Source organism: Microbacterium panaciterrae, from assembly GCF_039541635.1.
In the GTDB taxonomy this organism is placed as follows: Bacteria; Actinomycetota; Actinomycetes; order Actinomycetales; family Microbacteriaceae; genus Microbacterium; species Microbacterium panaciterrae.
In genome coordinates this window covers 145,574-171,094 of sequence record NZ_BAABGP010000024.1, presented here as the reverse complement: position 1 = coordinate 171,094, position 25,521 = coordinate 145,574, and the positions used below count along the sequence as shown (strand labels likewise).

Genomic DNA, 25,521 nt, shown 5'->3' with positions numbered 1-25,521 from the left:
CGAGGCATGAGCGCGATCGACGACTACCTGGTGAGCTTCCACGAGGATCCGGGATACCTGAACTGGGCGGCGTTCGGGCCGATGTCGCCGGCCGCCCGCGCAGCGCTCGCGACCGATGCCGACCTGCTCGCGACCGGACGGCCCGAGGGCATCGCCGAGGTCGGCAGGCGCGGGCCGGAAGCACGGGCGGAGATCGCGGCGCTCGTCGGTTCCGCCCCGGACGACGTGACCCTGCACGCGTCGACCTCGCACGGTCTGCAGCACGCGCTGGCCGGTCTCGACGGCACGGTCGTCGCGTCCTCCGCAGAGTTCCCCAGCATCACGATCACGCTGGCGCGGGCCGCGGACGCGTCGCACGGGCGGCTGGCCCCGCGCTGGATCATGCCGGTCGGCGGCCGGGTGACCGCCGATGCGGTCCGCGCCGCGCTCGACCCCGCGGTGACCGCTCTGGTCGTCAGCCACGTCGACTTCCGTTCCGGATACCGGGCCGACCTCGCCGCCCTTCGCGAGGTGCTGGGGCCGGACCGCCTGCTCATCATCGACACCGCGCAGTCGTTCGGCGCGATCGATGCGGACTGGTCTCTTGCCGACGTCGTGGTCGGCCACGGCTACAAGTGGCTGCGGGCGGGGCGGGGCACCGGCTTCGCCCGGTTCACGGCGCGGGCGCGCGAGCGGATCCGTCCCGTGCTCAGCGGGTTCACCGGCACGGTGGTGCCCGGCCTTCCCGCGGACGAGGTGCCGGATCCGGCACCGTCGGGGCAGGCGTATGCGGTCAGCCCGCCGGATTCGTTCGCGGCGGGGCGGCTCGCCGTGGCGGCCGCGGAGCTGCGTGCCGTGGGGGCGCGGTCGGTGATGGAACGGCTGTCGCACAACGTCGACGCGGTGCTGGAGATCGCGGATCGGCACCGCATCCCGGTGACCTCCCCGCGCTCGGCCGCGGAGCGGGCAGGGCTCGTGATGCTCGCACCGGCGGATCCGGAGGGGTTCGGCGGCGTACTGGCCGCCGCCGGCGTGCGCGTCACGGTGCGATCCGGTGCGGTGCGCGTGGCGCCGCACGCCGGGACCACGCCCGAGACCCTCGCGCTGTTCGACGACGCCGTCGCCGGTGCGGGAGAGTTCATCGCGCCTTAACCTTCAACCTCGCGTGTCGGAGATGCGTGCGGACACCGCGGCGTCGTACCGTCATGGCATCGGGCACGGCGCCCGATCGGGTCGGCCTTCAGGATCGCGACTCGTGGCCCCCTGGTCGACTCGCACAGCACCGGGAAAGATCCCGGGTCGGGAGAGGGTCGTGGCCGCACGTACAGCACTGAACAGCAGCACCCGCACCAGCACCGCGCAGGGCGAGGACCGGCAGTCCTCACCCGACCAGGGCCTCAAGACGTACGTGCTCGACACGTCCGTGCTGTTGTCCGACCCGCGGGCCTTCTTCCGGTTCGCCGAGCACTCGATCGTGCTCCCCGTCGTCGTCATCGGCGAACTCGAGGGCAAGCGGCACGATCCGGAGATCGGCTACTTCGCGCGACAGGCCCTGCGCCACCTCGACGAACTGCGCGTCGAGCACGGCCGGCTCGACTTCCCGGTCCCGATCGGCGACGGCGGCACGCTGCGGGTCGAGCTGAACAACACCGACCAGAACGTGCTGCCGAGCGGGATCCGCCTGGGCGACAACGACAGCAGGATCCTCGCGATCGCGATGCATCTCGCCCAGGACGGGCAGGATGTCACGGTCGTCTCCAAGGACCTCCCGATGCGCGTCAAGGCGGCGTCGCTCGGCATCAACGCCGAGGAGTACCTCGCCGAGCAGGCCGTGGACTCGGGCTGGACCGGGATCAGTTCGATCTCGCTCTCCGGTGACGAGATGAGCGACCTGTACGAGAGCGAGGTTGGCTCGAGCGCCGAGGCGATCGGGCTCCCGGTGAACACCGGACTGATCATCCACTCGGAGCGCGGGTCGGCCCTGGGACGCATCACGGGCGACGGCGAGTACTCGCTGGTCCGCGGCGATCGCGAGGTGTTCGGCCTGCACGGCCGATCCGCCGAGCAGCGCATCGCGATCGACCTGCTCGTGGATCCCGAGGTCGGCATCGTCTCCCTCGGCGGTCGCGCCGGAACCGGCAAGTCGGCCCTCGCGCTGTGCGCGGGCCTCGAGGCGGTGCTGGAGCGCCAGCAGCAGAAGAAGATCATCGTGTTCCGGCCGCTGTTCGCGGTCGGCGGGCAGGAGCTCGGCTACCTCCCCGGCGACCAGGGCGAGAAGATGGGGCCCTGGGGTCAGGCGGTCTTCGACACGCTCGGATCCGTCGTCTCCGGCAACGTCATGGAGGAGGTCGTGGCGCGGGGTCTGCTGGAGGTGCTGCCGCTCACGCACATCCGCGGTCGCTCGCTGCACGACGCGTTCGTGATCGTCGACGAGGCGCAGTCGCTGGAGCGCAACGTGCTGCTCACGGTCCTCAGCCGGATCGGGCAGAACTCGCGGGTGGTGCTCACCCACGACGTGGGGCAGCGCGACAACCTCCGAGTGGGCCGCCACGACGGCATCGCGAGCGTCATCGAGACCCTGAAGGGCCACGACCTGTTCGGCCACGTGACCCTGCAGCGCTCCGAGCGCTCCGCGATCGCCGCCCTGGTCACCGAGCTGCTGGAGGGCGGAGAACTCAGCTGACAGGTCAGCCCGGCGAAGGGTCACCGCGCGACGGGAGTCCGCCCCGCGCGGCGGCGTCGTCTCGCCCTGGCGAGGAGCAGCGCCAGGACGCCGGTGAGGCCCAGGCCCGCGGCGAAGCAGAGCGCGGCGACCGGTGCGGAGCCACCCGTGGCCGCGAGCTGGGCGGAGACGGGCGGCGGTGACGCGACGGGCGGGAGCGGAGTGCTGACCTCGTCCGCGATCCCGCACTCGCCGCGGTGGAAGTCGACCGGCGCACCCGAGGTCGGGATCCAGGTCACGATCTCCTGCCAGACGACCGGGAAGCGGACGTCCCCGACCGCGGGGCTCGCATACTCGCCCGGACTCGCCGTCACCGTCACAGGCGTGCCGTCGAGGGGGAGTCGATTGTCCGCGGTACATACAGTGGTGAGATCCGTCGCGCCATCCGGAGCGCGAAACGCCTCCCATCGGACGGCGACTGTTCCTCTGCCCGGCAGGGGCCCAGTGACCAGTGCCGTGTCCGTCGCGGATCCGCCCCACGGGACACCCGTCTGGGCCTTCGTGGTCACGGTCGGCAGTGCGATGCGCTGCGTCTGCTCGGGGAGGCCGAGTCGTTCGGTGATGGGGATCACCAGTTCGGGCGACGACTGCGCTTCGGCAGGAACGGACCATTGCCAGGTCATGCTGCCGTCGCCGACCTCGGGTGCGGAGATCTCGCCGGAGAGGACTTCGAGCGAGGTCGTCTGCTGCGTGCCCGCGGACGTGAAGACGGCTTTGACGATGCCGCGGATCTCGGCGCCGTCGGGGAGTGCGTCGGTCGGCACGGGCGTGCCGAGGGACGGCGGCAGATGGATGTACGCGCCGAGTGCGATGATCTCGATCGGCCGTCCGTCGGCGTCGCTCAGCCACGGTCCATCCGTGTCGACGGAGACCGTGTCGTCGCCCCTTCCGCCCGGACCGATCGAGTCCGAGAGGATCTTCGAGGACAGCGTGACCCGCATCGGCACCGTCGTCGTCTCGGACGCCATGCCGTACGCGTGGGACCAGGCGTAATCCGCCGGGAGGAGCGCGCGGGTCTCCGGCGGTGTTCCGGCCTCGTCGTAGGACGCCACGAACGTGTAGCGTCCCTGCGCATGCGTGCCCGGGATCACGACGGTCTGCGACGTTCCGGGACCTGCGGCGAGCACGGCGGCCGCACCCACGGGCTGTGCATCCTCGGGGACGTCCGGGGTCTCGGCGGGAGCGGAGCCCCCCGCGGCGTAGGCGGTGACGGTGAAGGACACCGGGTGGTATCCGCCGTCTCGACGCGGCCACGGGTTGTTCACCCGGTTCTCGTCCGGGGCCGTGGCGAAAGCGAGCGTGTCGCTCAGCGTGCCGTCGGGGCTCACCATCGCCGTCCGGCTGGTGAGGACCGGCTGGAAGGTGGTGGTGCGCTCGTGCTGGTCCTCGCCGCGCACGGGAAAGCTCGACGGGACCTGGCCCACGCCGACGATCATGCGCTGGAAGCCCCCGCCGTAGTCGAGCACCCGGATGCGGTCCGGCCAGATCCGTCCCCCGGTGAAGCCGCCGACGCTCGCCGCCCCGATCCGGTACGGCGCGCCGTCGGCGGCCGGCGGCACGCCCACGATCGGGTAGTCCACGCCGGTGCGGACGCCCGCGAGCGTGTCGGTACCGCTCTCGACGAAGGTCCCGTGGGTCAGGGTGAGCGTGCCGCTCGCAGGGACGGTGGCGTCGACGCGCAACGACCCCAGAGAGTTGTCGGAGGGATCGACGGTGAGCACGACCGTCCCGCTCGGCGCGGTCGCCCCGGCCGCGGCGGCGGCCACGGCCCGCGCCTGGTCGTACATGCTCCGTGCCAGTCGGATCACATCGTCCCTGCCGACGTAGGACGCGGCCGTGTCGAAGCCGCCCGTCTTCAGGAACGACATGGTCGCGATGCCCACCGCCGCAGCGGTCACGGGATCTCCCGTGCTGCCCCAGGTGCTGACGATGAAGTTCACGCCGCGTACCGCGTCGCGATCGGCGTCGACGGCGCGGGATACGCCAGGTCGCGCGGGTAGAGATGAGACGACGGTGTCGGTGACGACACCCCGCCCGAAGGGGATGTCCAGGCTGCTGTCGATGCAGTAGACGTTGCCCACCCCTGGCGCGACGCTGGCGCCGATGTGACCGTAGGTGCCCTGCACACCCGGCCCGGACGAGGACACCGCCGATGCTTCCGGTGCGATGGCCACCGCCGTCACGAAGGCGGCCACGGCCACTCCCACGGCGACGAGCGCACGCGATCCTCCGCGTCCGCGAGGGCGTCCGCCCGTGTGCGGGTGATGCCGGGCGATGCCCCACCACAGCTTCCGTCCGGTCTCGACCGCCGCTTGTGCTCTCCGTGACATCGTCGATGCTCCTCTCAGCTAACAAGAGGATGCCGACGCCGTCATACGCGTGCGGGGGCGGGGACGAACTCGGTGCAGAACCCGGCGAGAGTCGTGATTGTGGAGGACGAGCGCGCGGGAATGCACGACGCGGCCCGGCCGAGCCTCAGCCCGGCCGAGCCGCGGACGACCGGCCTCAGCCGGCGTGCGTCATCGAGAGCAGGTCGAGCTTGGCGTCGAGCTCCTCGACCGTGATCTCGCCACGCTCGACGTAGCCGAGGGCGATCACGGCATCGCGGACGGTGATGCCCTGGGCGACCGCATGCTTGGCGATCTTCGCGGCGGCTTCGTAGCCGATGACCTTGTTCAGCGGGGTGACGATCGACGGGCTCATGCCGGCGAGGGCCGCCGCGCGCTCCACGTTGGCCTGCAACCCGTCGACGGTCTTGTCGGCGAGCACGCGCACGGCGTTCGAGAGCAGGCGGATCGACTCGAGCAGTGCCGTGCCCATGACCGGGATCGCCACGTTCAGCTCGAAGGATCCGGAGGCACCGGCCCACGCGACGGTCGCGTCGTTGCCGATCACGCGTGCGCACACCATCAGCACGGCCTCGGGGATGACGGGGTTGACCTTGCCCGGCATGATCGACGAGCCCGGCTGCAGGTCGGGGATGTGCAGCTCACCGAGGCCGGTGTTCGGGCCCGAGCCCATCCAGCGCAGGTCGTTGTTGATCTTGGTCAGCGACACCGCGATCGTACGCAGGGCGCCGGAGGCCTCGACGAGCCCGTCGCGGTTGGCCTGCGCCTCGAAGTGATCCTTGGCCTCGGTGATCGGCAGCTCAGTCTCGGCGGCGAGCAGCGCGATGACCTTCTGCGGGAAGCCGAGCGGGGTGTTGATGCCGGTGCCGACCGCGGTGCCGCCCAGCGGGACCTCGGCGACGCGGGGGAGGGCGGACTGCACGCGCTCGATGCCGAGGCGGATCTGGCGCGCGTAGCCGCCGAACTCCTGGCCGAGCGTGACCGGGGTGGCGTCCATGAGGTGGGTGCGGCCGGACTTGACGGCGCCCTTCCACAGCTCGGCCTTGGCCTCCAGCGCGACCGCGAGGTGGTCGAGCGACGGGATGAGCGTGTCGATGAGCGCCTGCGTCACGGCGATGTGCACCGAGGTGGGGAAGACGTCGTTCGACGACTGGGACGCGTTCACGTGATCGTTCGGGTGCACGGTCGCGCCCAGGATCCGCGTGGCGAGGGTCGCGAGCACCTCGTTCATGTTCATGTTCGACGAGGTGCCGGATCCGGTCTGGTACGTGTCGATCGGGAACTCGTCGTCGTGCGCGCCCGAGGCGACCTCATCGGCGGCCTGCGCGATCGCGTCGGCGATGGCGCCGTCGAGCGTGCCGAGCTCCTTGTTGGCGAGCGCGGCGGCCTTCTTGATCCGGGCGAGGGCGGCGATCTGCGTCGATTCGAGGCCCTTGCCGGAGATCGGGAAGTTCTCCACGGCGCGCTGCGTCTGCGCCCCGTACAAGGCGTTCACGGGCACACGCACCTCGCCCATGGTGTCGTGTTCGATGCGGTACTCGATGTCGGTCACTGCGTTTCCTCCAGATGCGACGGTGGGTGAAGGGGGATGTTCAGGGGTGCACGTCGGAGAGTCCGACCGTGACGACGGGCATCGCGGCGCCGTCGACCAGACGATAGTTCGCGCCGACGATGCCGAGGGTGCCCTCCGCGACGGCGGCGGCGATCAGCTCGGATGACTGCAGCAGATCGTCCACGGTGTTGCGCAGGTGCTCCTGACCCACGAGCTCGGCGTCGATGTCGGCGGTGGTGGATCCGCCCTGCTCGGAGAGCACCTTGCGTGCGGCCGGGACGATCGGTGCGATCAGCCGCCAGATGTGCGGGGGGAGAGGAGCCGCGTCGATCGCGGTGCCGTCGATCGCGGCCCGGACCGCGCCGCAGCTGTCGTGCGCGAGCACGACGATGAGGGGCACGCCCAGGATGGCGACCGCGTACTCCAGGCTCGCCACGATCGACTCGCCGAGCACCTGCCCGGCGTTGCGGACCACGAACAGGTCGCCGAGCCCCTTGTCGAAGATGATCTCGGCGGCCAGGCGCGAGTCGGAGCAGCCGAACAGGGTCGCGAGCGGCGCCTGCCCGTCGACGAGCTCGTGGCGCTTGCCGACGTCCTGATTCGGGTGCTGCGGGTCGCCGGCGACGAAACGCCGGTTGCCCTCGTGCATCAGGCGCCAGGCCTCGTCAGGGGTGAGGGCATGCTCGCGCACAGGGGTCATCGTCCGCCTTCCAGGTCATCGATCTGCGGGCTGATCTTCGCGACCAGCTCCGCGGTGGCCGCCTTGCCGAGGGCGCCGTAGACGAGGATGTAGTCCTTGCCGACCTGCGCGCCCAGCGCGTCGGTGATGTTGCCCGACTGGTCGGCGTTCGGCAGCCGGTACTGGTCCCAGGTGCGTCCGCCGATCGAGATCGTCCCCGTGGGCGCCGTGCCGTGCAGCGGGGTGCGCGCCCAGTCCGCACTCGCGTCAAAGGCCTGCGCGATGTGGGCGTAGCCGCGTGCGTCGGCGGCCTCGGGCGCGGCCGTGATGTCCCACACCGCGGGCTTGCCGTCGACGAGCACGGCCTTGTTCACGCGCCAGTTCGACGGGAGCACCGGCACCAGCACGGGACGGTTCATCGTGCTCTGCGCGTTCTTGGCGGCGCTGTTCAGATCCACGCCGGGAACGCTGGTGATGTCCCCGCGCGGGACGAGCAGCACGATGATCAGCACCACGCCGACGGTGGCGATCAGCGCGGCGATCAGACTGCGGAAGGTCTGGCTGGAGCGATACGCCGCCGACGAGGCGGCCTTGCGATCGGCGGCCTCCTGCGCGGTCTCTGGGCGGCCGAGCTCGGCCACGATCGGAGCGTGCTTGGGTGCGCGGCTCATCGGGCGTCCCCCTCGACGGCGGAGCGGGCCGCGTCCAGGCGCCGCTTGGCGCCGAGCAGCCACTCCTCGCAGCGGGCCGCCAGGGCCTCGCCGCGCTCCCAGAGCGTCAGCGACTGCTCCAGTGTCGGGGCGCCCTGCTCGAGCTCGGCGACGACGCGCACGAGCTCGTCCCTGGCCTGTTCGAAGCTCAGACCCGCGAGATCGGCGATGTCCGGCGCAGAGCTGTCCCCGGAAGCGGAGTGAGCAGACGCGGACGGCTCGTTCGACACGGTCACTCCTTCATCCTACCGGCGCGCATTCGGGCCCCCGGCCGCGTCCACGGCCCGCCTCTGCCCCTTCGGGCACCTCGCCCTCGGAGATCGCCCGCAGCGATCCGCGGTCCACCGTGAGCGTGAGAGCCGTGCCCGCGGGAGCGTCGGCGACGTCGCGCACGATCACCCCGTCTGAGCGGTGCGCGATCGCGTAGCCGCGGGCCAGGGTCGCCGCCGGCGAGAGCGCGCGCAGCGAGGCGCGCAGCTCGGACGTACGCCGACCCGCCGTCTCGACACGGCGACCGAGGGCGTCGCGCGAGCGCGCCGTGAGCAGCCACACCTCCTGCGCTCGGCGTTCGAGGAGGGGATCCGGATCCCGCAGCACCGGGCGCGACCGCAGCTGCTCCAGTTGGGCGATGTCGTGCGACACCCGCTGCGACACCCGCGTGGTCGCCCGTGCGCGCAGCTGTCCGATGAGCGCGCGCTGCTCGCCGACGTCGGGCACGACGCGTTTGGCGGCATCGGTCGGAGTCGAGGCGCGCAGATCTGCGACGTCGTCGAGCAGCGGATGGTCGTTCTCGTGGCCGATCGCGCTCACGACCGGCGTGGTGGCGGCGGCGACCGCGCGCACCAGGCGCTCGTCGCTGAAGCCGAGCAGGGTCTGCGGATCCCCTCCTCCGCGGGCGATCACGATCACGTCGACGTCCGGATCCGCGTCCAGCTTCTTGAGGGCGGCGAGCGTCTCCGGCACGCAGCGGTCGCCCTGCACGGCGGCGTGCACGGTGCGGAACCGCACCTGCGGCCAGCGCAGCTCGGCGTTGCGGTGCACGTCCTTCTCGGCGTCGGAGTTCTCGCCGGTGATCAGCCCGATCACATGCGGCAGGAACGGCAGCGGCCGCTTGCGGGCCGGGTCGAACAGCCCCTCCTGGCGCAGCTGCGCGCGCAGCCGCTCGAGGCGTTCGAGCTGATCGCCGAGGCCGACGTGCTTCATCGCCGACACCGTGAAGCTGAAGTCGCCCGCCTTGACGAAGTAGTCGGCCTTCACCGCGGCGACGACGTGATCGCCCACCGCAAGGTCCGCGGGGATCCGCGCCCGCACGCTGGACCAGATCCGGATCGAGATCTGCGCATCCGAGCGGGTGTCCTTGAGTCGAGCGAAGACGTTGCCGGCACGGAGGTTCCAGCTCGTGATCTCGCCTTCGACCCACACCGTGCCCCACTGCGCGACGAAATCGCGGATGGTGGCGTTCAGGCGGGCGATCGAGGTGGGCGCGTCGACGGTGGAGTCACGCGGCGGCACGGAGTCCGCAGGCGGAGCCTCGCCGGCGACGGCGGTGGCTTCGAAGGAGGTCATGCTCTCGTCTCTCCCGGTCTGCTCTGCGCCCGCTCACCGGCCGCGCGCAGGTGCGCGCCGGTAGAATCGGCATGTGACTTCGACAGCCGTTTCCCTGCCCGTGCCGCAGATCCGCCGTAGCGCACGAGCGGAGACCCGGGTGCGCCTTCAGGATAACCCGGTGGACGGACACAAGCGGGTGCTGCTCGCGGCGCCGCGCGGATACTGCGCCGGGGTCGATCGCGCGGTCGTCGCGGTCGAGAAGGCGCTGCAGCGCTACGGCGCGCCGGTGTACGTGCGCAAGCAGATCGTGCACAACATCCACGTCGTCACCGAGCTCGAAGAGCAGGGGGCGATCTTCGTGGACGAGGTCGACGAGGTGCCCGAGGGCTCCCATGTCGTCTTCAGCGCGCACGGCGTCTCGCCGATGGTCGTCGCCGCCGCCGAGGATCGCCACCTGCACGCGATCGACGCGACCTGCCCGCTGGTGACCAAGGTGCACCGTGAGGCGGTGCGCTTCGCCCGCGACGACTACGAGATCCTGCTCATCGGCCACGACGGCCACGAGGAGGTCGAGGGCACCGCGGGGGAGGCGCCCGACCACGTCACGGTGGTGAACTCCCCGGCCGAGGCCGACACGGTCGAGGTGCGCGACCCGTCCAAGGTGGTCTGGCTGTCGCAGACGACGCTGAGCGTCGACGAGACCATGGAGACGGTGAACCGGCTGCGCACGCGGTTCCCGGAGCTGCAGGATCCGCCGTCCGACGACATCTGCTACGCCACGCAGAACCGGCAGGTCGCGATCAAGAAGGTCGCGCGCGACGCGGACCTGGTGATCGTGGTGGGATCCGCGAACTCCTCCAACAGCGTGCGGCTGGTCGAGGTGGCGCGCGAGTATGGCGCCCAGGCCGCCTACCGCGTCGACTACGCCGACGAGGTGCGGCAGGAGTGGCTCGACGGGGTCGCGACGGTCGGTGTGACCAGCGGCGCCTCTGTGCCCGAGGTGCTCGTGCAGGAGGTGCTCGAGGCACTCGCCGAAGCCGGCTACGGCGACGTCGAGGAGGTGCGCACCGCGGAGGAGGATCTGATGTTCTCGCTGCCGAAGGAGCTGCGCCAGGACGTCTCCGGTCAGCGGGACGAGCGTGCGCTGGGCGGACGGAGCCCACGATGACGACGGACTCGTCGCGCCCCCAACCCCAGTACGGCGAGTATGCGACGCCGGAGGAGCAGCGCCGCCGATCCGGGCAGCAGGCGCCTCCACCGGTGGCGCCCGCCCCGATGGCGCCTGCGGCGGTCGCCGCAGCACAGCCGACCCCTGCCGCCGCGCAGGCGGCGCGCCCGGCGCATCCGGTCGACCGCCTGGTGGCGCTCGCCCTGCTCGCCTACGGCCTGTGGAACGTGATCACCTCGGTCGCCGCCTTCCTGAATCCGTCGTCGCTCATGGCGACGATGATGCAGATGCTGGGGATCTCCGGATCCTTCTCGAACTACTCCCAGGCGAAGACCTGGGGCATGGTCGCCGCCGCCCTGCTGATCGTGGGCTGGATCGCGACGGCCGCCTGGACGGTGCGGCGCCTGCGCGGCGGGAAGCTCGCCTGGTGGGTGCCGCTGGTCGGCGGCGCGGTTTTCGTCACGCTGTCCTCGCTGTGCATGCTGATCCCGTTCTATTCGGATCCGGCCGTGCTCGCCTACCTGAACGGGCTCGCGAAGAAGTAGCGCCGAGCCCGGAGCCGGCGGCGGTGAACCACGCGGGCCTCGGCATCGTTTCTCCGGTGAGGAGGCGACTGTGGACGACGACGAAGAGCGGTTGACTGCGCTCTACGACCTGCACGCCGGGGTGCTGCGTCGGTACGTCACGCATCTCACCGGCGACGGCGCGGGAGCCGACGACATCGTCCAGGAGACCCTGCTGCGGGCCTGGCGCACGCCGCGGATCCTCGCGCAGGAGCCGGCCACGACCCGAGCCTGGATGATCACGGTCGCCCGGCACATCGTCATCGACGAGGTGCGCAGCGCGCGTCACCGTCACGAGCACCCGGTCGCCGAGCTGCCGGAGCGCGCCGGCGACGACGAGACCGATCGGCTGTTCGACGCCCTGCTCATCGAGGACGCGCTGGCGGGTCTCGACGACGGGCACCGCTCGGTGATCGTCGCGGCCTACTACCGGGGGCGCAGCACCGCCCAGGTCGCCGCGGAGCTCGGCATCCCGGAGGGCACGGTGAAGTCCCGGATGCACTACGGGCTGAGGGCGCTGCGGCTCGCGCTGCAGGAGAGAGGGGTGACCCGGTGAACGCGGAGCACCTGCTGTACGAGACGTGGGACGCCGCGTACGTGCTCGGGGCGCTCTCGGCGCATGAACGCTCCGACTACGAGGCGCACCTCGCCGGATGCGCGCACTGCCGCGCGGCGGTGGCGGAGCTCACCTCGACCGCCGCGCTGCTCTCGCGGCTGAGCGCGGAGGACGCGGAGCGGACCGTGACGCCGCCCGTCGACGAGGCGCCGATCCTGCTGCGCGAGGTCGCACAGTGGCGGCGCCGATCCCGCCGGCGGAGGATCTGGGCGGTCGCGGGGATCGCCGCGGCGCTGGTCATCGCGATCCCGATGAGCGTCGCCGTCTTCGCGCCTCGCCCCGCGGTTGAGATCGCCCTCGATTCCGCGGCCTACGTCCACGCCACCGCGACCGTCGCGCTCACCCCGACCGCCTGGGGCACGGAGCTCGACATGGCGTGCAGCTACCCGGCGGGGGACACGGTCCCGGATGTCACGTACGTCCTGGCGGTGGTGTCGGCGGACGGAACCACCACCGCGCTGTCGACGTGGCGGGTCGCTCCCGGAGTCACGGCCCGGGTGCACGCCGCGACAGCGCTGCCGCTGACAGGGATCCGCTCTGTCGAGATCCGGGACCAGGCGGGCAAGGTCCTGCTGCAGCGCGATCTCGCGACGCCGTGACGGCCAGATGAGACGCAAGAGCGCCGCAGGGGCCGATCCCTGCGGCGCTCGCGTCGTGTGCGGCGGTCAGCTCTTCGACTGGCCGTACGAGCCGAGCTGGCGGGTGGACTCGATCACGCGCTGCGCCATCGCGGTCTCGGCGACCTTGCCCCACGCGCGCGGGTCGTAGACCTTCTTGTTGCCGACCTCGCCGTCGACCTTCAGGACGCTGTCGTAGTTGCGGAACATGTAGTCCGCGATCGAGCGGGTGAACGCGTACTGCGTGTCGGTGTCGATGTTCATCTTGATGACGCCGTTCGCGACCGCGAGCGCGATCTCGGCGTCGGTGGAGCCGGATCCGCCGTGGAAGACGAGGTCGAGCGGCTTCGCGCCGGTGCCGTACTTGGCCGCGACCTGAGCCTGGATCTCGCCGAGCAGCTCCGGACGCAGCTTCACGCCGCCGGGCTTGTACACGCCGTGCACGTTGCCGAAGGTAAGGGCGGCGATGTAGCGGCCCTGCTCGCCGAGGCCCAGCGCCTGCACGGCCTGGTCGACGTCGGCGAAGGTCGTGTAGAGGGCCTCGTTCGAGCCCTCGTGCGCGACGCCGTCCTCTTCGCCGCCGACGACGCCGATCTCGACCTCGAGGATCGCGTTGATCGCCTTCATGCGGGGGAGAAGCTCCTTCGCGATCTCGATGTTCTCCGCGAGCGGCACGGCCGAGCCGTCCCACATGTGGGACTGGAAGATCGGGTTGCGTCCGGCGCGGACCTCCTCCTCGGAAGCTGCGATGAGGGGCTCGACGAAGCCGGCGAGGGCGTCCTTCGGGCAGTGGTCGGTGTGCAGCGCGACCGTGACGGGGTAGGACTTGGCGACCTCGGTGGCGAACTTCGCGAAGGCGAGGGCGCCGGTGGCGCGCGCCTTGACGGTCTGGCCGGCGAAGTAGTCGGCGCCGCCGGTGGTGACCTGGATGATGCCGTCGGAGCCGGCCTCGGTCAGGCCCTGCAGCACGGCGTGGATCGTCTGCGAGCTGGAGACGTTGAACGCCGGGTAGGCGAAGCCGCCTGCCTTGGCGCGGTCGAGCATCTCGGCGTACTGATCCGGGGTGGCAACGGGCATGGCTTCTCCTGTGCTGGATGACGGGGGTCAGGGCCACTCTATCGCCGCAGGATCCGCGGTTCCGAGCGCGTGACGGCAGGGTCGGAGGCGCGGATCTTCGCGTGCGGCAAGAAGTGTGAATCTTTCGAGTTCTGGACGCGGAATTCTCCGGATCCGTAACAGTCCCGCCCCTAGCATGGGCCTCATGGTGAGCCTCACTGCTGATCTCAGCCCTCTTCGTCCTGACCGCAACCTCGCACTCGAGCTCGTCCGCGCGACAGAGGCGGCCGCGATCCGGGCCGTCCCGTTCATCGGCCGCGGCGCGAAGGAGGCCGCAGACGGGGCCGCCGTCGACGCGATGCGCGCATTCCTCGGCACGGTCGACTTCGACGGGCGCGTCGTGATCGGCGAGGGCGAGAAGGACAACGCCCCGATGCTCTTCAACGGCGAGCACGTCGGCAACGGCGCGGGCACCGGACCGCAGTGCGACATCGCCGTCGACCCTATCGACGGCACCTCGCTCACCGCGGCCGGACGACAGAACGCGCTCTCGGTCATCGCGGTATCGGACCGCGGCACGATGCTCGACGCGTCCAGCGTCTTCTACATGGACAAGCTCGTCACCGGCCCCGCGGGCGTCGGCGTCGTCGACATCCGCCTCCCCGTCGCGGAGAACATCACCCGCCTCGCCCGGGCGCTCGGCAAGCCGGTCGACGAGATCGTGGTGTCGGTGCTGAACCGCCCGCGGCACGAAACGCTCATCCAGGAGATCCGTGAAGCGGGCGCCGGCACCCGCCTGATGAGCGACGGCGACGTCGCCGGCGGCATCAACGCGGCCCGTCACGGAGCCCGCACCGACATGTGCATCGGCGTCGGCGGCAGCCCGGAGGGCATCGTCACCGCGTGCGCGATCAAGGCGCTCGGCGGGCACATCCAGGGCCGGCTGTGGCCCCGTGACGACGACGAGCGTCAGCGCGGCATCGACGCGGGCCTCGACATGGACAAAGTGTACGAGGCCGACGACCTGGTGCGCGGCGACAACACCATCTTCGTCGCGACCGGTGTCACCGACGGTCAGCTCGTCGCCGGCGTCCGCCGTGAGGGCGACTACCTGTACACGGAGAGCGTCGTGCTGCGCAGCGCGTCCGGCACGCTGCGACGGGTCGCCTCAGAGCATCTCGTCTCGAAGTGGCTGTGACGGCGCACGGCGTCGTCGGACCCGGTGCCATAACGACCTGATCGCATTCCCCGCCTTTCAGCTACCACCTGGCACAATGGAGGAGCGCCGTTCGGCGTGCATCGCCGATCGGCGTGCATTCAGGAGAAGGGCGAGCGGGATGGCTTCCGAGAACATCTACCGCCAGGAGACGGTCACCGACACCGGCACCGTCAAGGTCGTGGAGGTCGACGCCGCGCGCCGTCCCGACGTGCTGTTCCGCGTGCGCCGCGAAGAGGGCCACGAGATCAGCCCCTGGTGGATGGTCGGGGCGTTCGTGCTGTTCTCCGGCGTCGTCGTCATGCTCCTGAGCGGGGTTCCCGGGAGCGCGTGATCTCACCCTCGGCTGTGTCGTCGGCGTCGAGCCGCGCGCGCAGCTCGCCGAGATCGGCCAGGATCCCGGTTCCTGATCCGTCTGGCACGATTTTTCCCGGAACGAGCTCGTCCGGCACGAGTTCGTCTGCCGTGAACCGCCGCGCCGCGGCCGTGATCGGTGCCGGGGAGGACAGCGCGTCCGCATCGACGCCGGGGAAGCGCCGCGCGGTGACCAGCACCCGGCTCTCCAGCGATCCGGCGAAGCGGTTGTAGCTGTCGACGGTGCGCTCGAGCGCCCGGCGCAGATCGTCGGCGTGACCGGCGAGCACCCCCAGCCGGTCGTACAGCTGCGTGCCGAGATCGAGCAGCACGGCGGCCTCGGCCGAGAGCTCCTGCTGTTTCCACGTGTAGGCGACGGTCTTCAGCACCGCCCACAGGTTGACGGGTGTGGCGAGAGCCACGTGCTTGCCGAACGCGTAGTCGAGCAGCGTCGGATCCTCGTCGAGCGCGGCCGACAGCAGCGACTCGGTGGGCAGGAAGCAGATGACGAACTCGGGGCTGACGTCGAGCCCCGACCAGTACGCCTTCTTGGCGAGCGCGTCCACATGCGCGCGCACCGCCTTCACATGCTGCTGCATGAGCGTGCGGCGCTGCGGATCCTCGGTGTCCAGCACGCCCGCGGCGAGGAACGCGTCGAGAGGTGCCTTGGCGTCGACGGCGATCGATGCCCCGCCGGCGAGGCGCACGACCATGTCGGGGCGCCCTGGCCCGGCGTCGGAGCGGATCGTCGTCTGCAGATCGAAGTCGACATGCCGGGTGAGTCCCGCCGCCTCCACCACCCGGCGCAGCTGCGTCTCGCCCCACACGCCGCGCGCGGAGGTGGAGCGCAGCGCGCCGGCGAGCGAGGCGGTCGTCGAGCGCAGCGCCTCGCCGCTCTCCTCGGATCGGCGCAGCTGCTCGCTGAGCTGACCGAACTGCGTCTGCCGCTCGCGCTCGAGCACCGTCACCGTCTGCTGCATGCGGTGCAGGCTCTCCCGCACGGGCGCAAGGGCCGTGAGCACCGCGCTCTCCTGCCGAGCGCGGTCGGCGGCGTCGTGCTGCGCCTGCCGGGAGTGCTCGACGGCGTCGCGGTAGAGGTCGTTCTGACGGTCGCGGTCTTCGCGCACGGCGGCGAGCTCGGCCTCCGCGCGGGCGAGCTCGGTGGCGCCTCGAGAACGCCCGAGGTACCAGCCGAGCGCGATCCCGGCCACGAGGGCGAGGACGATGAGCAGCAGCGCGATCGGTTCCATGACCCCATCCTGCAACCGGCCACGGACATTGAGCGTCAGGCGGCGGTGCGCACCTTCGCGGGTGCGGCGGCGAGCGGGTCCGCAATCCGGATCCCGACGGCGTCGGCGAGCTCGAGAACCGTGCCGGATCCGGTGCGGCGGGCGGCGTCGATCACGATCTGCGCGCAGGCCCGCGCGTCGGCCAAGGCGTCGTGGTGCGGGAACATGCCGAACCCTGCGGCAGCCGCCGCGACCGGGAGCTTGTAGGAGTCGAGGTCGTACACCTTGCGCGCCACGCTCAGGCTGCACAGCGAGCGGTACGGCGGACAGTCGTCTCCGGTGGCCTCGCAGGCCCGGCGGATCACGTTCAGATCGAAGCCGGCGTTGTGCGCGACCAGCACATCGGCACCCGCGAAGGCGCACAGCCGGTCGAGCTGATCGCTCCACCCGGCCGCGTCTTCGACCTCGTGCGCCTGGATCCCGTGGATCCGCACGTTCCATTCCTGGAACTCGTCGTGCCCTGCGGGCGGACGGATCAGCCAGCCGGTCTGGGCGACGGCCACCCCGTCCCGCACGCGGACGAGGCCCACGGAGCACGCCGACGCAGGGGAGGAGTTCGCCGTCTCGAAGTCGATCGCGGTGAAGTCCAGGGGCACGGATCCACCTTCCGTCCCGGCCCGGCGGGTGTCGCTCAGGCGCGCCGGGGCGGCGTCGATCCGGGGCGTAGGGTCGAACCATGACAGAGCGCGCGACCAGTTTCGGAGCCGAGACCGAGAGCTACGAGAAGGGGCGCCCGGAGTATCCGGCCGAGGCGGTGCGCTGGCTGCTCGAACCGGCGCTCGGCGGCGACGGTGCGGCGCGCGTCGTCGACATCGGCGCGGGCACCGGCAAGCTCACCCGGGCGCTGCTCGGACTCGGCGGCACGACCGTTGCCGCAGTGGATCCGGATGCGCAGATGCTGGCGACCCTGCAGGCGAGGACCCCGGAGGTCGAGGCCATCGTCGGCACGGCCGAGTCGCTGCCGCTTGCGGACGCGGCCGCCGACGCCGCGACCCTGGGCCAGGCCTGGCACTGGGTGGACCCCGTCGCGGCGTCCGCCGAGATCGGCCGTGCGCTGCGACCGGGCGGCGTGCTCGGGCTGATCTGGAACGTGCGCGACGAGCGCGTCGACTGGGTGCACCGGCTCAGCGGCATCATGCACGGCAGCCCTGCGGAGCAGATGATCGCGGACGACGCCGTCGCGGTGTTCGCGCCGTTCGGTCCGCTCGAGGAGCGGCGCTGGGAGTGGGCCCGTGCGATGACCAGGGCCGAGCTGCACGCCATGGCCGCATCGCGCAGTTACGTCATCACGGCGCCGGATGACGAGAAGCGCAGGATCGCCCGCGGCATGGACGAGCTGTTCGACGAGCTGGGCCTCGGCGAGGGCGGCACCCTCGAGATGCCGTACGTGACTGCCGCCTACCGCGCGGTCCGCGGATCCTGAGCGGGGAGCGGCCCCGGTAGACTCGTACCCCGTGGCTCTCACCATCGGAATCGTAGGACTGCCCAACGTCGGCAAGTCCACCCTCTTCAACGCTCTCACCAAGAACGACGTGCTCGCGGCGAACTACCCGTTCGCGACGATCGAGCCGAACGTCGGCGTGGTGAGCCTGCCTGACTCTCGGCTGAACACCCTCGCCGGGATCTTCGGCAGCGAGCGGATCCTGCCCGCGACGGTGTCGTTCGTCGACATCGCCGGCATCGTGCGCGGCGCGAGCGAGGGGGAGGGGCTGGGCAACCAGTTCCTCGCGAACATCCGCGAGGCCGACGCGATCGCGCAGGTCGTGCGCGGCTTCGCCGACGACGACGTGGTGCACGTCGAGGGGGCGATCGACCCGAAGAACGACCTCGAGACGATCAACGCCGAGCTCATGCTCGCCGATCTGCAGACGCTCGAGAAGGCGATCGTGCGGATCGAGAAGGAGGTGCGCGGCCGCAAGACCGACGCCTCGGTCCTCGAGGCCGCGAACGCCGCCAAGGACGCCCTCGAGCGCGGGCAGCTGCTCTCCACGAGCGGCATCGACCTCGCCGCGATCAAGGAGCTGGGCCTGCTGACCTCGAAGCCGGTCATCTTCGTCTTCAACGTCGATGAGGCCGTGCTGACGGATTCCGCGCGCAAGGCGGAGCTCGCGGCCCTCGTCGCGCCCGCCCAGGCGATCTTTCTGGACGCGAAGATCGAGTCGGAGCTCATCGACCTGGATCCGGAGGACGCCGCAGAGCTCCTCGCCTCCACCGGCCAGGACGAGTCGGGCCTGGACCAGCTCGCCCGCATCGGCTTCGACACCCTCGGCCTGCAGACCTACCTCACGGCGGGGCCGAAGGAGGCCCGCGCCTGGACGATCCACAAGGGCGACAAGGCCCCGCAGGCGGCCGGCGTCATCCACACCGACTTCGAGAAGGGCTTCATCAAGGCCGAAGTCATCTCGTTCGAGGATCTCGTCGCGACCGGATCCGTCGTCGAGGCGCGCTCCAAGGGCAAGGCGCGCCTGGAGGGCAAGGACTACGTCATGCAGGACGGCGACGTGGTGGAGTTCCGCTTCAACGTCTAGCGCGAGCCTCGCGCGTAGCTGAGACTGGTCAACTGTAATGCTTGCAGCTCTTGTAATCGGCGCCTTTTCCGGGCTATTGGTACTGGGGATATCCCAAGTCCTCAGGTTGCGACGAGGTGTGCTGGATATTCCAATAGAATATTTGAAGCTTGAAGCGTCGATAAATTACGGAACTTTGCATGAGATGTTGGCCATGCGAAATCGTCGCTGGCCCAATTATGCATTCTTTCGGTTTGCTCCTCTAATAGTTTCAGTTGCGTTGGGGATTGGAATTGCTCAAACGTTCGAGCAGATGAGCTTCCTCGGCGGCTTCTTGCTCGGCGGGATGGGTTGGATGGTGAGTTCAGTTCCACATTGGAAGGCCATGGCCGATGCTCGCGGCTACCTTTCAATTCAGTTCATCCATCTTGGTATGATTCTCTTCGCACTGCTGATTGCGCTTGGTTTGGCTCCCCTGGGAGTCTTGCTCGACTTTCGGTGGCTTGTCCCGTCGATGGAGGGTCTTCGAGACAATGCTTGGGCAGCGCTGATCATAGCTATCGCGCTTGCCGCATTCTTGCGGCTGACGAATATGAGCTCCCATCGGCCGGTCTCTGAAAACTCTCATGCATTGAATGAGCTTTTGCGGAATCGGGCCGCCGCTATCAAAAGGCAATATGGGCAGATTGTTGAAATGGTCGCGGAACGCCATGGAATACCTGTAGGCATGCTGATCGCGATTCTGGTCTATGAAGATTTGAATCGACCAAAATGGATTCGATGTATAGAGAACTTGGTAGTTTGGGTCTTCCCCCTAACTCTCACCGTTGGGATTGCTCAGGTTCTCTCGAGTAGGCCGCTGTCTGATGCTGAAAGCATCGAAAAGATGGGGCCCATTGTGGCTCGACTCCTAGCAACGGCAGTGGACGTGAAAGAATATCGTCCAGAGTTCTATGTCTTTTGCGAATACAATGGAAGCAAGACGTATGCGCAGAATGTGCAGGAGATTCGCAATCTGCTAGGTGGTATCTAGTCGGGCTGAAGCGGACGCTGCCACGGGTCACGGTGAGGTGTTCGACAACGATCGCTTCCAGGGCCCAGCCGAGCCCGCTACGGGAGATCTTGGCCCTCGGCGCGGCGGCCTTCGACGTGTCCTGCCGCCACGTCTTCCCGCAGTGCGCGCACCGGTAGCGGCGCACCCTCACCAGCAGGATCGTGGGCCGGTGCCCGAACGTTGGTTAGGTCGGGCCCGTTTGCGCGGATCGTTATTGGCGAGGTGACACTGGACAAGGACGACGAGCGGATCTCAGTCGGAGATGCGGATGGCGAGATCGTGGTCCCGTCCCCCGCGGCCCGGACTCGCGTTGTGAAATCTACTCCTGATGCATCCGCACCACTGGATGAAGTCTGGATCGATCTGATGCCCGCGGACATTGTGGTGAAGCGCTAGCCATCGGGTCTCCGTCGCAGCTCGGTATCTGGGAGATCTCTTGAGCAACGGCACAGATGACTCCCCGGCCCACCGACTGGAAGGGTTGACGGACTCGAATGCACGTCGTGCCACCCAGTGACGTTCCGGCTCAACGTGTAGCGCGGGTGCTACAATTGCGGTATGAGTGTGGGTGAACCGCAAGTCGAGAGTCTTTCGCAGCGCGAGCTGCGCAACGAGTCCGGACGCGTTCTTCGCGCAGTCGGGGAGGGGCATTCCTTCGTGCTCACGAACCGTGGAGTCCCCGTCGGTCGTATCGTCCCTCTCGACGCTCCCGCGCCCACTTTGCTGATCGCGCGGCCGGCCAAGCGCGCGGCTGGCTGGGCAGCGCTGGCACCTCAGCCTTCTGAGGGCGACCGTCCGATCGCGCGGATCCTTGATGAGCTACGAGCGGATCGGGTGTGAAGGACGCCCCGCTCGTCTACGCGGACACCTCCGCACTCGGTGCGCTCCTGATCGCGCAGCCTGAGACTCAGGCGCTCGTGGATTGGCTGGACCGGACTCCCGTCAGGCTCGTCTCGAGTGATCTGCTCGAGACGGAGTTGCGTCGTATGGCAGTGAGAGAAGGGCGTGATCAAGCGAAGGTCAGCGCGATACTCGATGGCGTGTCGCTCGCGGCGCTGGACAGGGCCACATATCGGTCCGCGGGATTCCTCCCGATGCCGTTTCTGCGCACCCTCGATGCCCTTCATCTGGAGGCGGCGATGCGCCTTGATATTGAAGCCGTCCTCACATACGACCACCGGCTCAGTGAGGCGGCGCGGGCTGCCGGACTTGACGTGATTGCTCCCGGCGCGGTGAGCGCCTCGTGAGGAAAGTGCTGATGCGCGGCTCGCGAGCAGCGGAGCAGGTCGCCTCGATCACGCCGCTGAAGGTGTGAGCGCGGCGGCGTAGCTGCGCATCGAACGCTGGTAGCGGGGCAACGTGTCGATCTGCGCTTCGATCGCGACTCGGAGCGCTTCATCCTTTCGTCCCGCGCTGTGGAGAGCCAGCGCCAGGACGAGACGGGGTGCGGAGCCTGTCGATTCATGCGTCGGCGCGGCCTGCAGGACAGCGATCGCCTCGTCGATGCGGCCGAGATTGCGCAGGGTCGATCCGTACTGGACGGCGAGCTGCGCATGCCGGGCCGTGTCGAGGCCGAGTTCGAGAGCGCGCTCGTACTCCGCACCCGCTTCGGCCTCGAATCCCAAGGAGTCGTACATGCCGGCGAGTTCGAACGCCGCCCTTCCGTCGGTCGCCGGGCACGTCGTGGCCACCTCGCGCATCGCCGCCACGCCGGTATCGCGATCGAACGAGTCGAAGCGCTCCCAGAGATCGACGACGGAGGCTTCCCACTGATCGATTGCTGATGTCATGGCACCAACCCTGCCACGAGGCGAATCTCGCGCGAGCGGAGACGCCGTGAACGCTCGCGCAGCGGCAGGAAGCGTGACTAGGGTCGTCCCATGGGCCTCCTGACCTTCAGCATCAACGTCACCCTGGATGGCTGCGTCGACCACCGCGAGGGCATCGCCGACGACGAGACGCACGCCTACTTCACGCGCCTTCTGGATGAGGCCGGTGCGATGCTCTGGGGCCGCACCACCTACGAGATGATGGAGAGCTATTGGCCGGCGGTCGCCCGCGGAGACGTGGACGCGCCGCCCGCGCTGCGTGAATGGGCGATCAAGCTGGACGCCAAGCCGAAGTACGTGGTGTCCTCGACGCGCAGCGACTTCCCCTGGACCAACAGTCACCCCGTCGTCGGCGAACTGCGCACGGCGGTGCAGCAGCTCAAGGAGCAGACCCCCGAGGGAGTGCTCGTCGGCAGCGGAAAGCTCGCGACGGAGCTGGACAGGCTCGATCTGATCGACGAGTACAACTTCCTCGTCCATCCCCTGATCACCGGCCACGGTCCGACCCTGTACCAGGGCGGGCTGCCCCGCACCCGCCGCCTCGATCTGATCTCGGCAGCACCGCTCAGCAACGGTGCTGTCGCCATGCACTATCGACGAGCGGACTGAGGGCGTCAGCGGCCCTGGCGCTTCTTGTACGGCTTGGGCTGCCCCTTCACGACCGGCGCCCGTCCCTTCCCCTTCGACGCCTTCGCTTTTCCGCCGGACGGGGCGCCCGACTTCGCCGGAGGCGGCGGCGCAGCGGCGATCCGCTCCTGCGCCTCAGAGAGCAGCAGGGATCCGGCGCTGGTCAGCCGGGTGTCGTTGCCACGGACGATGAGCGGATGTCCGACTTCTTCTTCGAGCTTCTCGATCGACGAGTACAGCGCGGCGAGTGAGATCCCGAGGCGCGCCGCAGCGCGCGGGAAGTGCCGCTCCTCGGCCACCGCGACGAAGCGTCGCAACTGGGTGATGTTCATGCACACGCGTCCTCTCCCGCACGGATCGCGGCCGCTCCCCAGCGTACCGGGGGGATCGCGCGGCGTACGCTGACGGTGTCGAGAGGAGACAGCCCATGTCCGACAACGCGGAGCAGTCCCCGCCCCCGCACATCCCCGCTCCGGGCGAGCCGACGGTCCCCGAGCTCGAGGAAGACGAGACGATCGCGCCACGCCCGGAGGAGGAGATCGCCGATCTGCTCCGTGCCGAGCCGGACACCCAGGACCACAGGGCCGGCCAGCCGGACTAGGTACGATATCGAAGTGACGCAGAACAGCATCTTCGAGCCCGATGGCCGCGCGATCCCGTACGTCGACGAGATGTCGGAAGGCGACGGACCGGCCCTGGTGCTGATCCCCGGTCGCGGCCTGGAGGGTGGTGCGCTGGGTTCCGTCGCTCACATCCTCGCGGGGGAGGGGATCCGGGTGCTGCGGGTCGGATCCCGCGCCGAAGACGAGGCGGGCGCCACGCTCGAGCAGCGGGTGCAGGACGCGAGCGACGTCATGGATCACGTCGGGATCGGCGCGACCTGGATCGGCGGCCACGGCGTGGGCGGGACGGTCGCCCGCGCCCTCTCGGCGCAGCGCACCGATCGCGCGCTGGGAGTCCTGCTGCTCGGCGTCGAGGACGTCGATGTTCCCATCGCCCCGGCGGTGCCGATCCTGATCATCCAGGGATCCGACGACGACGTGATGCCGCAGGCCAACGGCGAGAAGCTGCGCGCGGCGGCCCTCGAGCGCGCCACGGTCGTCACGATCGAAGGCGGCGGGCACCTGTTCCCCGTGAGCGACCCGGTCGACACCGCCTTCGCGATCGAGGACTACCTGGCCTGGGACTGACGACGCGCCGATGTCGGCGGCCGGTGCGAGGATGATCGCATGCCCGAGTCGCCGGAGGTGCAGGCGCTCGTCGAGTTCCTCGATGAGCGGGTCCGTGGTCGCGTCATTGCGGAGCTGGACGTGGATGAGTACCGCATCGTCAAGACGCGTGGTCGCCCGCCGGGTGCGCTCGCCGGCGGCCGCATCGACAGCATGCAGCGCTTCGGCAAGTACATCGGGTTCCGCACCACCGCGGGCTGGCTGATCGTCAGTTTCGGGCGCAACGGCTGGATCCGATGGCACGCGCCTGGGACGGCCGCCGATGACGAGCCGGTGCCCGAGGTGGCGCGGATCGCGCTCGACGACGGCGCGGCGCTGCAGATCGTCGACACCGGGGATTTCCTCGCGGTGGCCGTTTGGGTCGTCGACGCGCCGGAGGACGTCGCCGGCATCGCCGCGCTCGGACCGGATCCGCTCGCCGCGGACTTCTCCGCCGACGACCTGGAGCGCGCCCTCGGCCGGCGGCGCAAGCAGATCAAGGCGCTGCTGCAGGAGCAGACCTCGCTGGCCGGGATCGGCAACGCCTATTCGGATGAGGTCCTGCACAAGGCCGGACTCGCCCCGACAGTGCACGCGGCCGAGCTCGATGACGGCGAGCGGGAGCGACTCTTCCGTGCGATCGTCGACATCATGAGTGGTGCGCTAGCAGGCAGGCGCGGGCTGCCGCCGGACCGCCTGAAACAGGCGAAGGTCGAGGCGATGGCCGTGCACGGCAGGGGCGGGCAGCCGTGCCCGGTGTGCGGCACGACCATCGTGGATCATGTGTTCTCCGGTGCATCGGCCCAGCTCTGTCCGGTGTGTCAGGCCGATCGCGTCGGAGATGGCTTCGCGGGTCGCGTTAGCATTCGGAGATGAGCGGCCTTCCTCTGCGCCACCGCTGGCGGGTACGTGCGCTGGTGTCGGCCGTCATCGGCGTCGTCACGGGCTTCGTCGTCACCCCGTTCCTCGGCCTCGCAGCCGGCATCCTGGCGGGCTGGGGTGCTCTGGCGCTCGTGAGCGTGGTCTGGGTGCTGCTCGTCGTCTGGCCGATGGACGCGGCGAAGACCCGCGCACATGCCACCGAGGAGGATCCCGGCCGGGGAGCGGCTCGCGTGATCGCGGTGACGGGCAGTTTCGTGAGCATCGCCGCCGTCCTGGTCGTGGTGCTGCAGGCCCGGCACGCGACGGGCTGGACGCAGTTCGCGCTCGCGGGGATCGCGGTGCTCAGCGTCGCAGCCTCCTGGGGGCTGATCCAGACCGACTATCTGCTGCGCTACGCCAAGCTCTACTACGACGGGTCGGGCGGAATCATCTTCAACCAGGACGAGGATCCCGAGTACACCGACTTCGCGTACTTCTCGGTCGGCCTCGGAATGACGTATCAGGTCGCCGACACGAACGTCACCCGCAACGCGATCCGGCGGATCGTGATCGCCCAGACCACGATCGCCTACGTGTTCGGCGCCCTCATCCTCGGCACGATCATCAACCTCGTCACCGGCCTGGGCTGACGCGAACGGCACGGAAGAGGGCGTCCACCGCGGTACGCGATGGACGCCCTCGGTGAGCCGGGTGGGCTCAGGCGGTCTGCGGCAGCAGCGAGAACGACACGGCGCCCTCTTCGTCCACGTTCGCGTCGAGGATCTTGTCGTCCAGGACGATCGCGACCTCCCCCTCGAGGAACACCGGCGCCCCTGGCAGGTCGATGATCTGGTCGTCTGCCTCCGGCACGACGACGACGTCGGCGGCGAGACGAGGCTCGCCGGTCATTCCCGGCGTATCCGCCGTGTGGATGCGCAGGCCCGCTCCTTCCGTGTCGGTGCGACGACGGACGAGCGTGGTGACCAGCGCGGTGGCGTTGTCGGTCAAGGTGAGCACG

30 protein-coding genes and 1 pseudogene are annotated in these 25,521 nt (G+C 69.7%); 18 read left to right on the top strand and 13 right to left on the bottom strand.

From position 1 onward, the window contains the following. The first annotated feature begins 6 nt into the window (after positions 1 to 6). Together ABD882_RS17380 and phoH2 are read left to right on the top strand one after the other, a co-directional pair. Positions 7 to 1,131, top strand: coding sequence for an aminotransferase class V-fold PLP-dependent enzyme (locus tag ABD882_RS17380; protein ID WP_345188690.1), 1,125 nt, complete (start codon positions 7 to 9; stop codon positions 1,129 to 1,131). Between the two features lie 178 nt (positions 1,132 to 1,309). Further along, positions 1,310 to 2,662, top strand: a complete 1,353-nt coding sequence (phoH2, locus tag ABD882_RS17375; protein WP_425563393.1) for an RNA 5'-3' helicase PhoH2 — start codon at positions 1,310 to 1,312, stop codon at positions 2,660 to 2,662. Between the two features lie 20 nt (positions 2,663 to 2,682). On the opposite strand, the gene ABD882_RS17370 is transcribed toward phoH2, so the two are convergent. From ABD882_RS17370 to xseA, 6 genes are all read right to left on the bottom strand, one after another. After that, complete coding sequence (locus tag ABD882_RS17370) at positions 2,683 to 5,031, bottom strand: hypothetical protein (protein ID WP_345188689.1); 2,349 nt, start codon at positions 5,029 to 5,031, stop codon at positions 2,683 to 2,685. A gap of 175 nt (positions 5,032 to 5,206) precedes the next feature. Then, the gene (locus tag ABD882_RS17365) at positions 5,207 to 6,601 is read right to left on the bottom strand and encodes a class II fumarate hydratase (RefSeq protein WP_345188688.1); all 1,395 of its coding nucleotides are present in this window, start codon (positions 6,599 to 6,601) and stop codon (positions 5,207 to 5,209) included. Between the two features lie 40 nt (positions 6,602 to 6,641). Next, a complete protein-coding gene (locus tag ABD882_RS17360; protein ID WP_345188687.1) occupies positions 6,642 to 7,301 on the bottom strand; it encodes a carbonic anhydrase in 660 nt (219 codons plus the stop codon). Beyond that, positions 7,298 to 7,951 (bottom strand): DUF4245 family protein, encoded by a 654-nt coding sequence (locus ABD882_RS17355; protein WP_345188686.1) that lies wholly within the window; start codon positions 7,949 to 7,951, stop codon positions 7,298 to 7,300. Before ABD882_RS17355 ends, ABD882_RS17360 begins: the two co-directional genes overlap by 4 nt. Further along, on the bottom strand, positions 7,948 to 8,160 hold the full coding sequence (locus ABD882_RS17350; RefSeq protein ID WP_345188791.1) for an exodeoxyribonuclease VII small subunit: 213 nt from the start codon (positions 8,158 to 8,160) through the stop codon (positions 7,948 to 7,950). The genes ABD882_RS17355 and ABD882_RS17350 overlap by 4 nt, the downstream gene beginning before the upstream one ends. Positions 8,161 to 8,230: 70 nt before the next feature. Continuing rightward, complete coding sequence (gene xseA / locus ABD882_RS17345; protein WP_345188685.1) at positions 8,231 to 9,556, bottom strand: exodeoxyribonuclease VII large subunit; 1,326 nt, start codon at positions 9,554 to 9,556, stop codon at positions 8,231 to 8,233. A 109-nt stretch (positions 9,557 to 9,665) separates the two neighbouring features. On the opposite strand from xseA, the gene ABD882_RS17340 reads away from it, so the two are divergent. The 4 genes from ABD882_RS17340 to ABD882_RS17325 all read left to right on the top strand — a co-directional run bounded on the left by ABD882_RS17340 (position 9,666) and on the right by ABD882_RS17325 (position 12,484). Beyond that, positions 9,666 to 10,706, top strand: a complete 1,041-nt coding sequence (locus ABD882_RS17340) for a 4-hydroxy-3-methylbut-2-enyl diphosphate reductase (protein WP_425563392.1) — start codon at positions 9,666 to 9,668, stop codon at positions 10,704 to 10,706. Then, a complete protein-coding gene (locus tag ABD882_RS17335; RefSeq protein WP_345188682.1) occupies positions 10,703 to 11,251 on the top strand; it encodes a DUF6264 family protein in 549 nt (182 codons plus the stop codon). The genes ABD882_RS17340 and ABD882_RS17335 overlap by 4 nt, the downstream gene beginning before the upstream one ends. A 70-nt stretch (positions 11,252 to 11,321) precedes the next feature. Beyond that, positions 11,322 to 11,825: a sigma-70 family RNA polymerase sigma factor gene (locus tag ABD882_RS17330; protein WP_345188681.1), complete on the top strand. Its 504-nt coding sequence runs from the start codon at positions 11,322 to 11,324 to the stop codon at positions 11,823 to 11,825. Next, positions 11,822 to 12,484: an anti-sigma factor family protein gene (locus ABD882_RS17325; RefSeq protein WP_345188680.1), complete on the top strand. Its 663-nt coding sequence runs from the start codon at positions 11,822 to 11,824 to the stop codon at positions 12,482 to 12,484. Before ABD882_RS17330 ends, ABD882_RS17325 begins: the two co-directional genes overlap by 4 nt. A gap of 66 nt (positions 12,485 to 12,550) precedes the next feature. Here ABD882_RS17325 and fbaA read toward each other — a convergent pair whose 3' ends face one another. After that, positions 12,551 to 13,579, bottom strand: coding sequence for a class II fructose-bisphosphate aldolase (gene fbaA, locus ABD882_RS17320; protein WP_345188678.1), 1,029 nt, complete (start codon positions 13,577 to 13,579; stop codon positions 12,551 to 12,553). A 184-nt stretch (positions 13,580 to 13,763) separates the two neighbouring features. Here fbaA and glpX point away from each other — a divergent pair, with 184 nt between their 5' ends. Together glpX and ABD882_RS17310 are read left to right on the top strand one after the other, a co-directional pair. Further along, on the top strand, positions 13,764 to 14,756 hold the full coding sequence (gene glpX, locus ABD882_RS17315; RefSeq protein ID WP_345188677.1) for a class II fructose-bisphosphatase: 993 nt from the start codon (positions 13,764 to 13,766) through the stop codon (positions 14,754 to 14,756). A 139-nt stretch (positions 14,757 to 14,895) separates the two neighbouring features. After that, the gene (locus ABD882_RS17310) at positions 14,896 to 15,108 is read left to right on the top strand and encodes a UDP-N-acetylmuramyl pentapeptide phosphotransferase (protein WP_345188676.1); all 213 of its coding nucleotides are present in this window, start codon (positions 14,896 to 14,898) and stop codon (positions 15,106 to 15,108) included. On the opposite strand, the gene ABD882_RS17305 is transcribed toward ABD882_RS17310, so the two are convergent. Next, positions 15,074 to 16,378 (bottom strand): DNA recombination protein RmuC, encoded by a 1,305-nt coding sequence (locus ABD882_RS17305; protein WP_345188675.1) that lies wholly within the window; start codon positions 16,376 to 16,378, stop codon positions 15,074 to 15,076. The genes ABD882_RS17310 and ABD882_RS17305 overlap by 35 nt on opposite strands. Before the next feature lie 35 nt (positions 16,379 to 16,413). Further along, complete coding sequence (locus tag ABD882_RS17300; protein ID WP_345188674.1) at positions 16,414 to 17,013, bottom strand: 3'-5' exonuclease; 600 nt, start codon at positions 17,011 to 17,013, stop codon at positions 16,414 to 16,416. Positions 17,014 to 17,093: 80 nt separating this feature from the next. Between ABD882_RS17300 and ABD882_RS17295 the strand changes: the two genes are divergently transcribed. From ABD882_RS17295 to ABD882_RS17285, 3 genes are read left to right on the top strand one after another with little or no spacing between them, the layout of a single operon-like run. Beyond that, the gene (locus ABD882_RS17295; RefSeq protein ID WP_345188672.1) at positions 17,094 to 17,840 is read left to right on the top strand and encodes a class I SAM-dependent methyltransferase; all 747 of its coding nucleotides are present in this window, start codon (positions 17,094 to 17,096) and stop codon (positions 17,838 to 17,840) included. 31 nt (positions 17,841 to 17,871) lie between these two features. Continuing rightward, on the top strand, positions 17,872 to 18,945 hold the full coding sequence (gene ychF / locus ABD882_RS17290; RefSeq protein ID WP_345188671.1) for a redox-regulated ATPase YchF: 1,074 nt from the start codon (positions 17,872 to 17,874) through the stop codon (positions 18,943 to 18,945). A 37-nt stretch (positions 18,946 to 18,982) separates the two neighbouring features. Then, on the top strand, positions 18,983 to 19,957 hold the full coding sequence (locus ABD882_RS17285) for a hypothetical protein (RefSeq protein ID WP_345188670.1): 975 nt from the start codon (positions 18,983 to 18,985) through the stop codon (positions 19,955 to 19,957). Between the two features lie 16 nt (positions 19,958 to 19,973). Here ABD882_RS17285 and ABD882_RS17280 read toward each other — a convergent pair. Next, a pseudogene (locus ABD882_RS17280) lies at positions 19,974 to 20,156 on the bottom strand (ISL3 family transposase); the annotation flags it as partial. A gap of 380 nt (positions 20,157 to 20,536) precedes the next feature. Here ABD882_RS17280 and ABD882_RS17275 point away from each other — a divergent pair. Together ABD882_RS17275 and ABD882_RS17270 are read left to right on the top strand one after the other, a co-directional pair. Beyond that, the gene (locus ABD882_RS17275; protein ID WP_345188669.1) at positions 20,537 to 20,818 is read left to right on the top strand and encodes a type II toxin-antitoxin system Phd/YefM family antitoxin; all 282 of its coding nucleotides are present in this window, start codon (positions 20,537 to 20,539) and stop codon (positions 20,816 to 20,818) included. After that, a complete protein-coding gene (locus ABD882_RS17270) occupies positions 20,815 to 21,225 on the top strand; it encodes a type II toxin-antitoxin system VapC family toxin (protein ID WP_345188668.1) in 411 nt (136 codons plus the stop codon). The genes ABD882_RS17275 and ABD882_RS17270 overlap by 4 nt, the downstream gene beginning before the upstream one ends. Before the next feature lie 48 nt (positions 21,226 to 21,273). Here the strand turns inward: ABD882_RS17270 and ABD882_RS17265 are convergent, their stop codons facing one another. After that, positions 21,274 to 21,768 (bottom strand): tetratricopeptide repeat protein, encoded by a 495-nt coding sequence (locus ABD882_RS17265; RefSeq protein WP_345188667.1) that lies wholly within the window; start codon positions 21,766 to 21,768, stop codon positions 21,274 to 21,276. Positions 21,769 to 21,858: 90 nt separating this feature from the next. Between ABD882_RS17265 and ABD882_RS17260 the strand changes: the two genes are divergently transcribed. Continuing rightward, entirely contained in the window at positions 21,859 to 22,416 is a 558-nt protein-coding gene (locus tag ABD882_RS17260) for a dihydrofolate reductase family protein (protein WP_345188666.1), read from the top strand. Positions 22,417 to 22,421: 5 nt separating this feature from the next. Here the strand turns inward: ABD882_RS17260 and ABD882_RS17255 are convergent, their stop codons facing one another. Further along, positions 22,422 to 22,766 carry a LysR family transcriptional regulator gene (locus tag ABD882_RS17255; RefSeq protein ID WP_345188664.1) on the bottom strand — a complete coding sequence of 115 codons (345 nt, stop codon included), beginning with the start codon at positions 22,764 to 22,766 and terminating at the stop codon, positions 22,422 to 22,424. A 95-nt stretch (positions 22,767 to 22,861) separates the two neighbouring features. On the opposite strand from ABD882_RS17255, the gene ABD882_RS17250 reads away from it, so the two are divergent. From ABD882_RS17250 to ABD882_RS17235, 4 genes are read left to right on the top strand one after another with little or no spacing between them, the layout of a single operon-like run. Continuing rightward, positions 22,862 to 23,035 (top strand): hypothetical protein, encoded by a 174-nt coding sequence (locus ABD882_RS17250; protein WP_345188663.1) that lies wholly within the window; start codon positions 22,862 to 22,864, stop codon positions 23,033 to 23,035. 13 nt (positions 23,036 to 23,048) lie between these two features. Continuing rightward, positions 23,049 to 23,624, top strand: coding sequence for an alpha/beta fold hydrolase (locus ABD882_RS17245; protein ID WP_345188662.1), 576 nt, complete (start codon positions 23,049 to 23,051; stop codon positions 23,622 to 23,624). A gap of 39 nt (positions 23,625 to 23,663) precedes the next feature. Beyond that, positions 23,664 to 24,518 (top strand): Fpg/Nei family DNA glycosylase, encoded by an 855-nt coding sequence (locus tag ABD882_RS17240; RefSeq protein ID WP_345188660.1) that lies wholly within the window; start codon positions 23,664 to 23,666, stop codon positions 24,516 to 24,518. Further along, a complete protein-coding gene (locus ABD882_RS17235; RefSeq protein ID WP_345188659.1) occupies positions 24,515 to 25,153 on the top strand; it encodes a DUF1345 domain-containing protein in 639 nt (212 codons plus the stop codon). Before ABD882_RS17240 ends, ABD882_RS17235 begins: the two co-directional genes overlap by 4 nt. Before the next feature lie 67 nt (positions 25,154 to 25,220). On the opposite strand, the gene ABD882_RS17230 is transcribed toward ABD882_RS17235, so the two are convergent. Beyond that, a complete protein-coding gene (locus ABD882_RS17230) occupies positions 25,221 to 25,520 on the bottom strand; it encodes a Fe-S cluster assembly protein HesB (protein ID WP_345188658.1) in 300 nt (99 codons plus the stop codon). Between the last annotated feature and the right edge of the window lies 1 nt (position 25,521).

Bases quoted from the DNA above. Each gene is read 5' to 3' on its own strand.
- ABD882_RS17255 (WP_345188664.1), bottom strand. From the start codon at position 22,766: ATGAACATCACCCAGTTGCGACGCTTCGTCGCGGTGGCCGAGGAGCGG.
- xseA (WP_345188685.1), bottom strand. From the start codon at position 9,556: ATGACCTCCTTCGAAGCCACCGCCGTCGCCGGCGAGGCTCCGCCTGCG.
- ABD882_RS17275 (WP_345188669.1), top strand. From the start codon at position 20,537: ATGAGTGTGGGTGAACCGCAAGTCGAGAGTCTTTCGCAGCGCGAGCTG.
- ABD882_RS17370 (WP_345188689.1), bottom strand. From the start codon at position 5,031: ATGTCACGGAGAGCACAAGCGGCGGTCGAGACCGGACGGAAGCTGTGG.
- ABD882_RS17250 (WP_345188663.1), top strand. From the start codon at position 22,862: ATGTCCGACAACGCGGAGCAGTCCCCGCCCCCGCACATCCCCGCTCCG.
- ABD882_RS17295 (WP_345188672.1), top strand. From the start codon at position 17,094: ATGACAGAGCGCGCGACCAGTTTCGGAGCCGAGACCGAGAGCTACGAG.
- ABD882_RS17360 (WP_345188687.1), bottom strand. From the start codon at position 7,301: ATGACCCCTGTGCGCGAGCATGCCCTCACCCCTGACGAGGCCTGGCGC.
- ABD882_RS17355 (WP_345188686.1), bottom strand. From the start codon at position 7,951: ATGAGCCGCGCACCCAAGCACGCTCCGATCGTGGCCGAGCTCGGCCGC.
- ABD882_RS17380 (WP_345188690.1), top strand. From the start codon at position 7: ATGAGCGCGATCGACGACTACCTGGTGAGCTTCCACGAGGATCCGGGA.
- ABD882_RS17310 (WP_345188676.1), top strand. From the start codon at position 14,896: ATGGCTTCCGAGAACATCTACCGCCAGGAGACGGTCACCGACACCGGC.
- ABD882_RS17260 (WP_345188666.1), top strand. From the start codon at position 21,859: ATGGGCCTCCTGACCTTCAGCATCAACGTCACCCTGGATGGCTGCGTC.
- ABD882_RS17235 (WP_345188659.1), top strand. From the start codon at position 24,515: ATGAGCGGCCTTCCTCTGCGCCACCGCTGGCGGGTACGTGCGCTGGTG.
- ABD882_RS17285 (WP_345188670.1), top strand. From the start codon at position 18,983: ATGCTTGCAGCTCTTGTAATCGGCGCCTTTTCCGGGCTATTGGTACTG.
- fbaA (WP_345188678.1), bottom strand. From the start codon at position 13,579: ATGCCCGTTGCCACCCCGGATCAGTACGCCGAGATGCTCGACCGCGCC.
- ABD882_RS17240 (WP_345188660.1), top strand. From the start codon at position 23,664: ATGCCCGAGTCGCCGGAGGTGCAGGCGCTCGTCGAGTTCCTCGATGAG.
- ABD882_RS17265 (WP_345188667.1), bottom strand. From the start codon at position 21,768: ATGACATCAGCAATCGATCAGTGGGAAGCCTCCGTCGTCGATCTCTGG.
- ABD882_RS17335 (WP_345188682.1), top strand. From the start codon at position 10,703: ATGACGACGGACTCGTCGCGCCCCCAACCCCAGTACGGCGAGTATGCG.
- glpX (WP_345188677.1), top strand. From the start codon at position 13,764: ATGGTGAGCCTCACTGCTGATCTCAGCCCTCTTCGTCCTGACCGCAAC.
- ABD882_RS17305 (WP_345188675.1), bottom strand. From the start codon at position 16,378: ATGGAACCGATCGCGCTGCTGCTCATCGTCCTCGCCCTCGTGGCCGGG.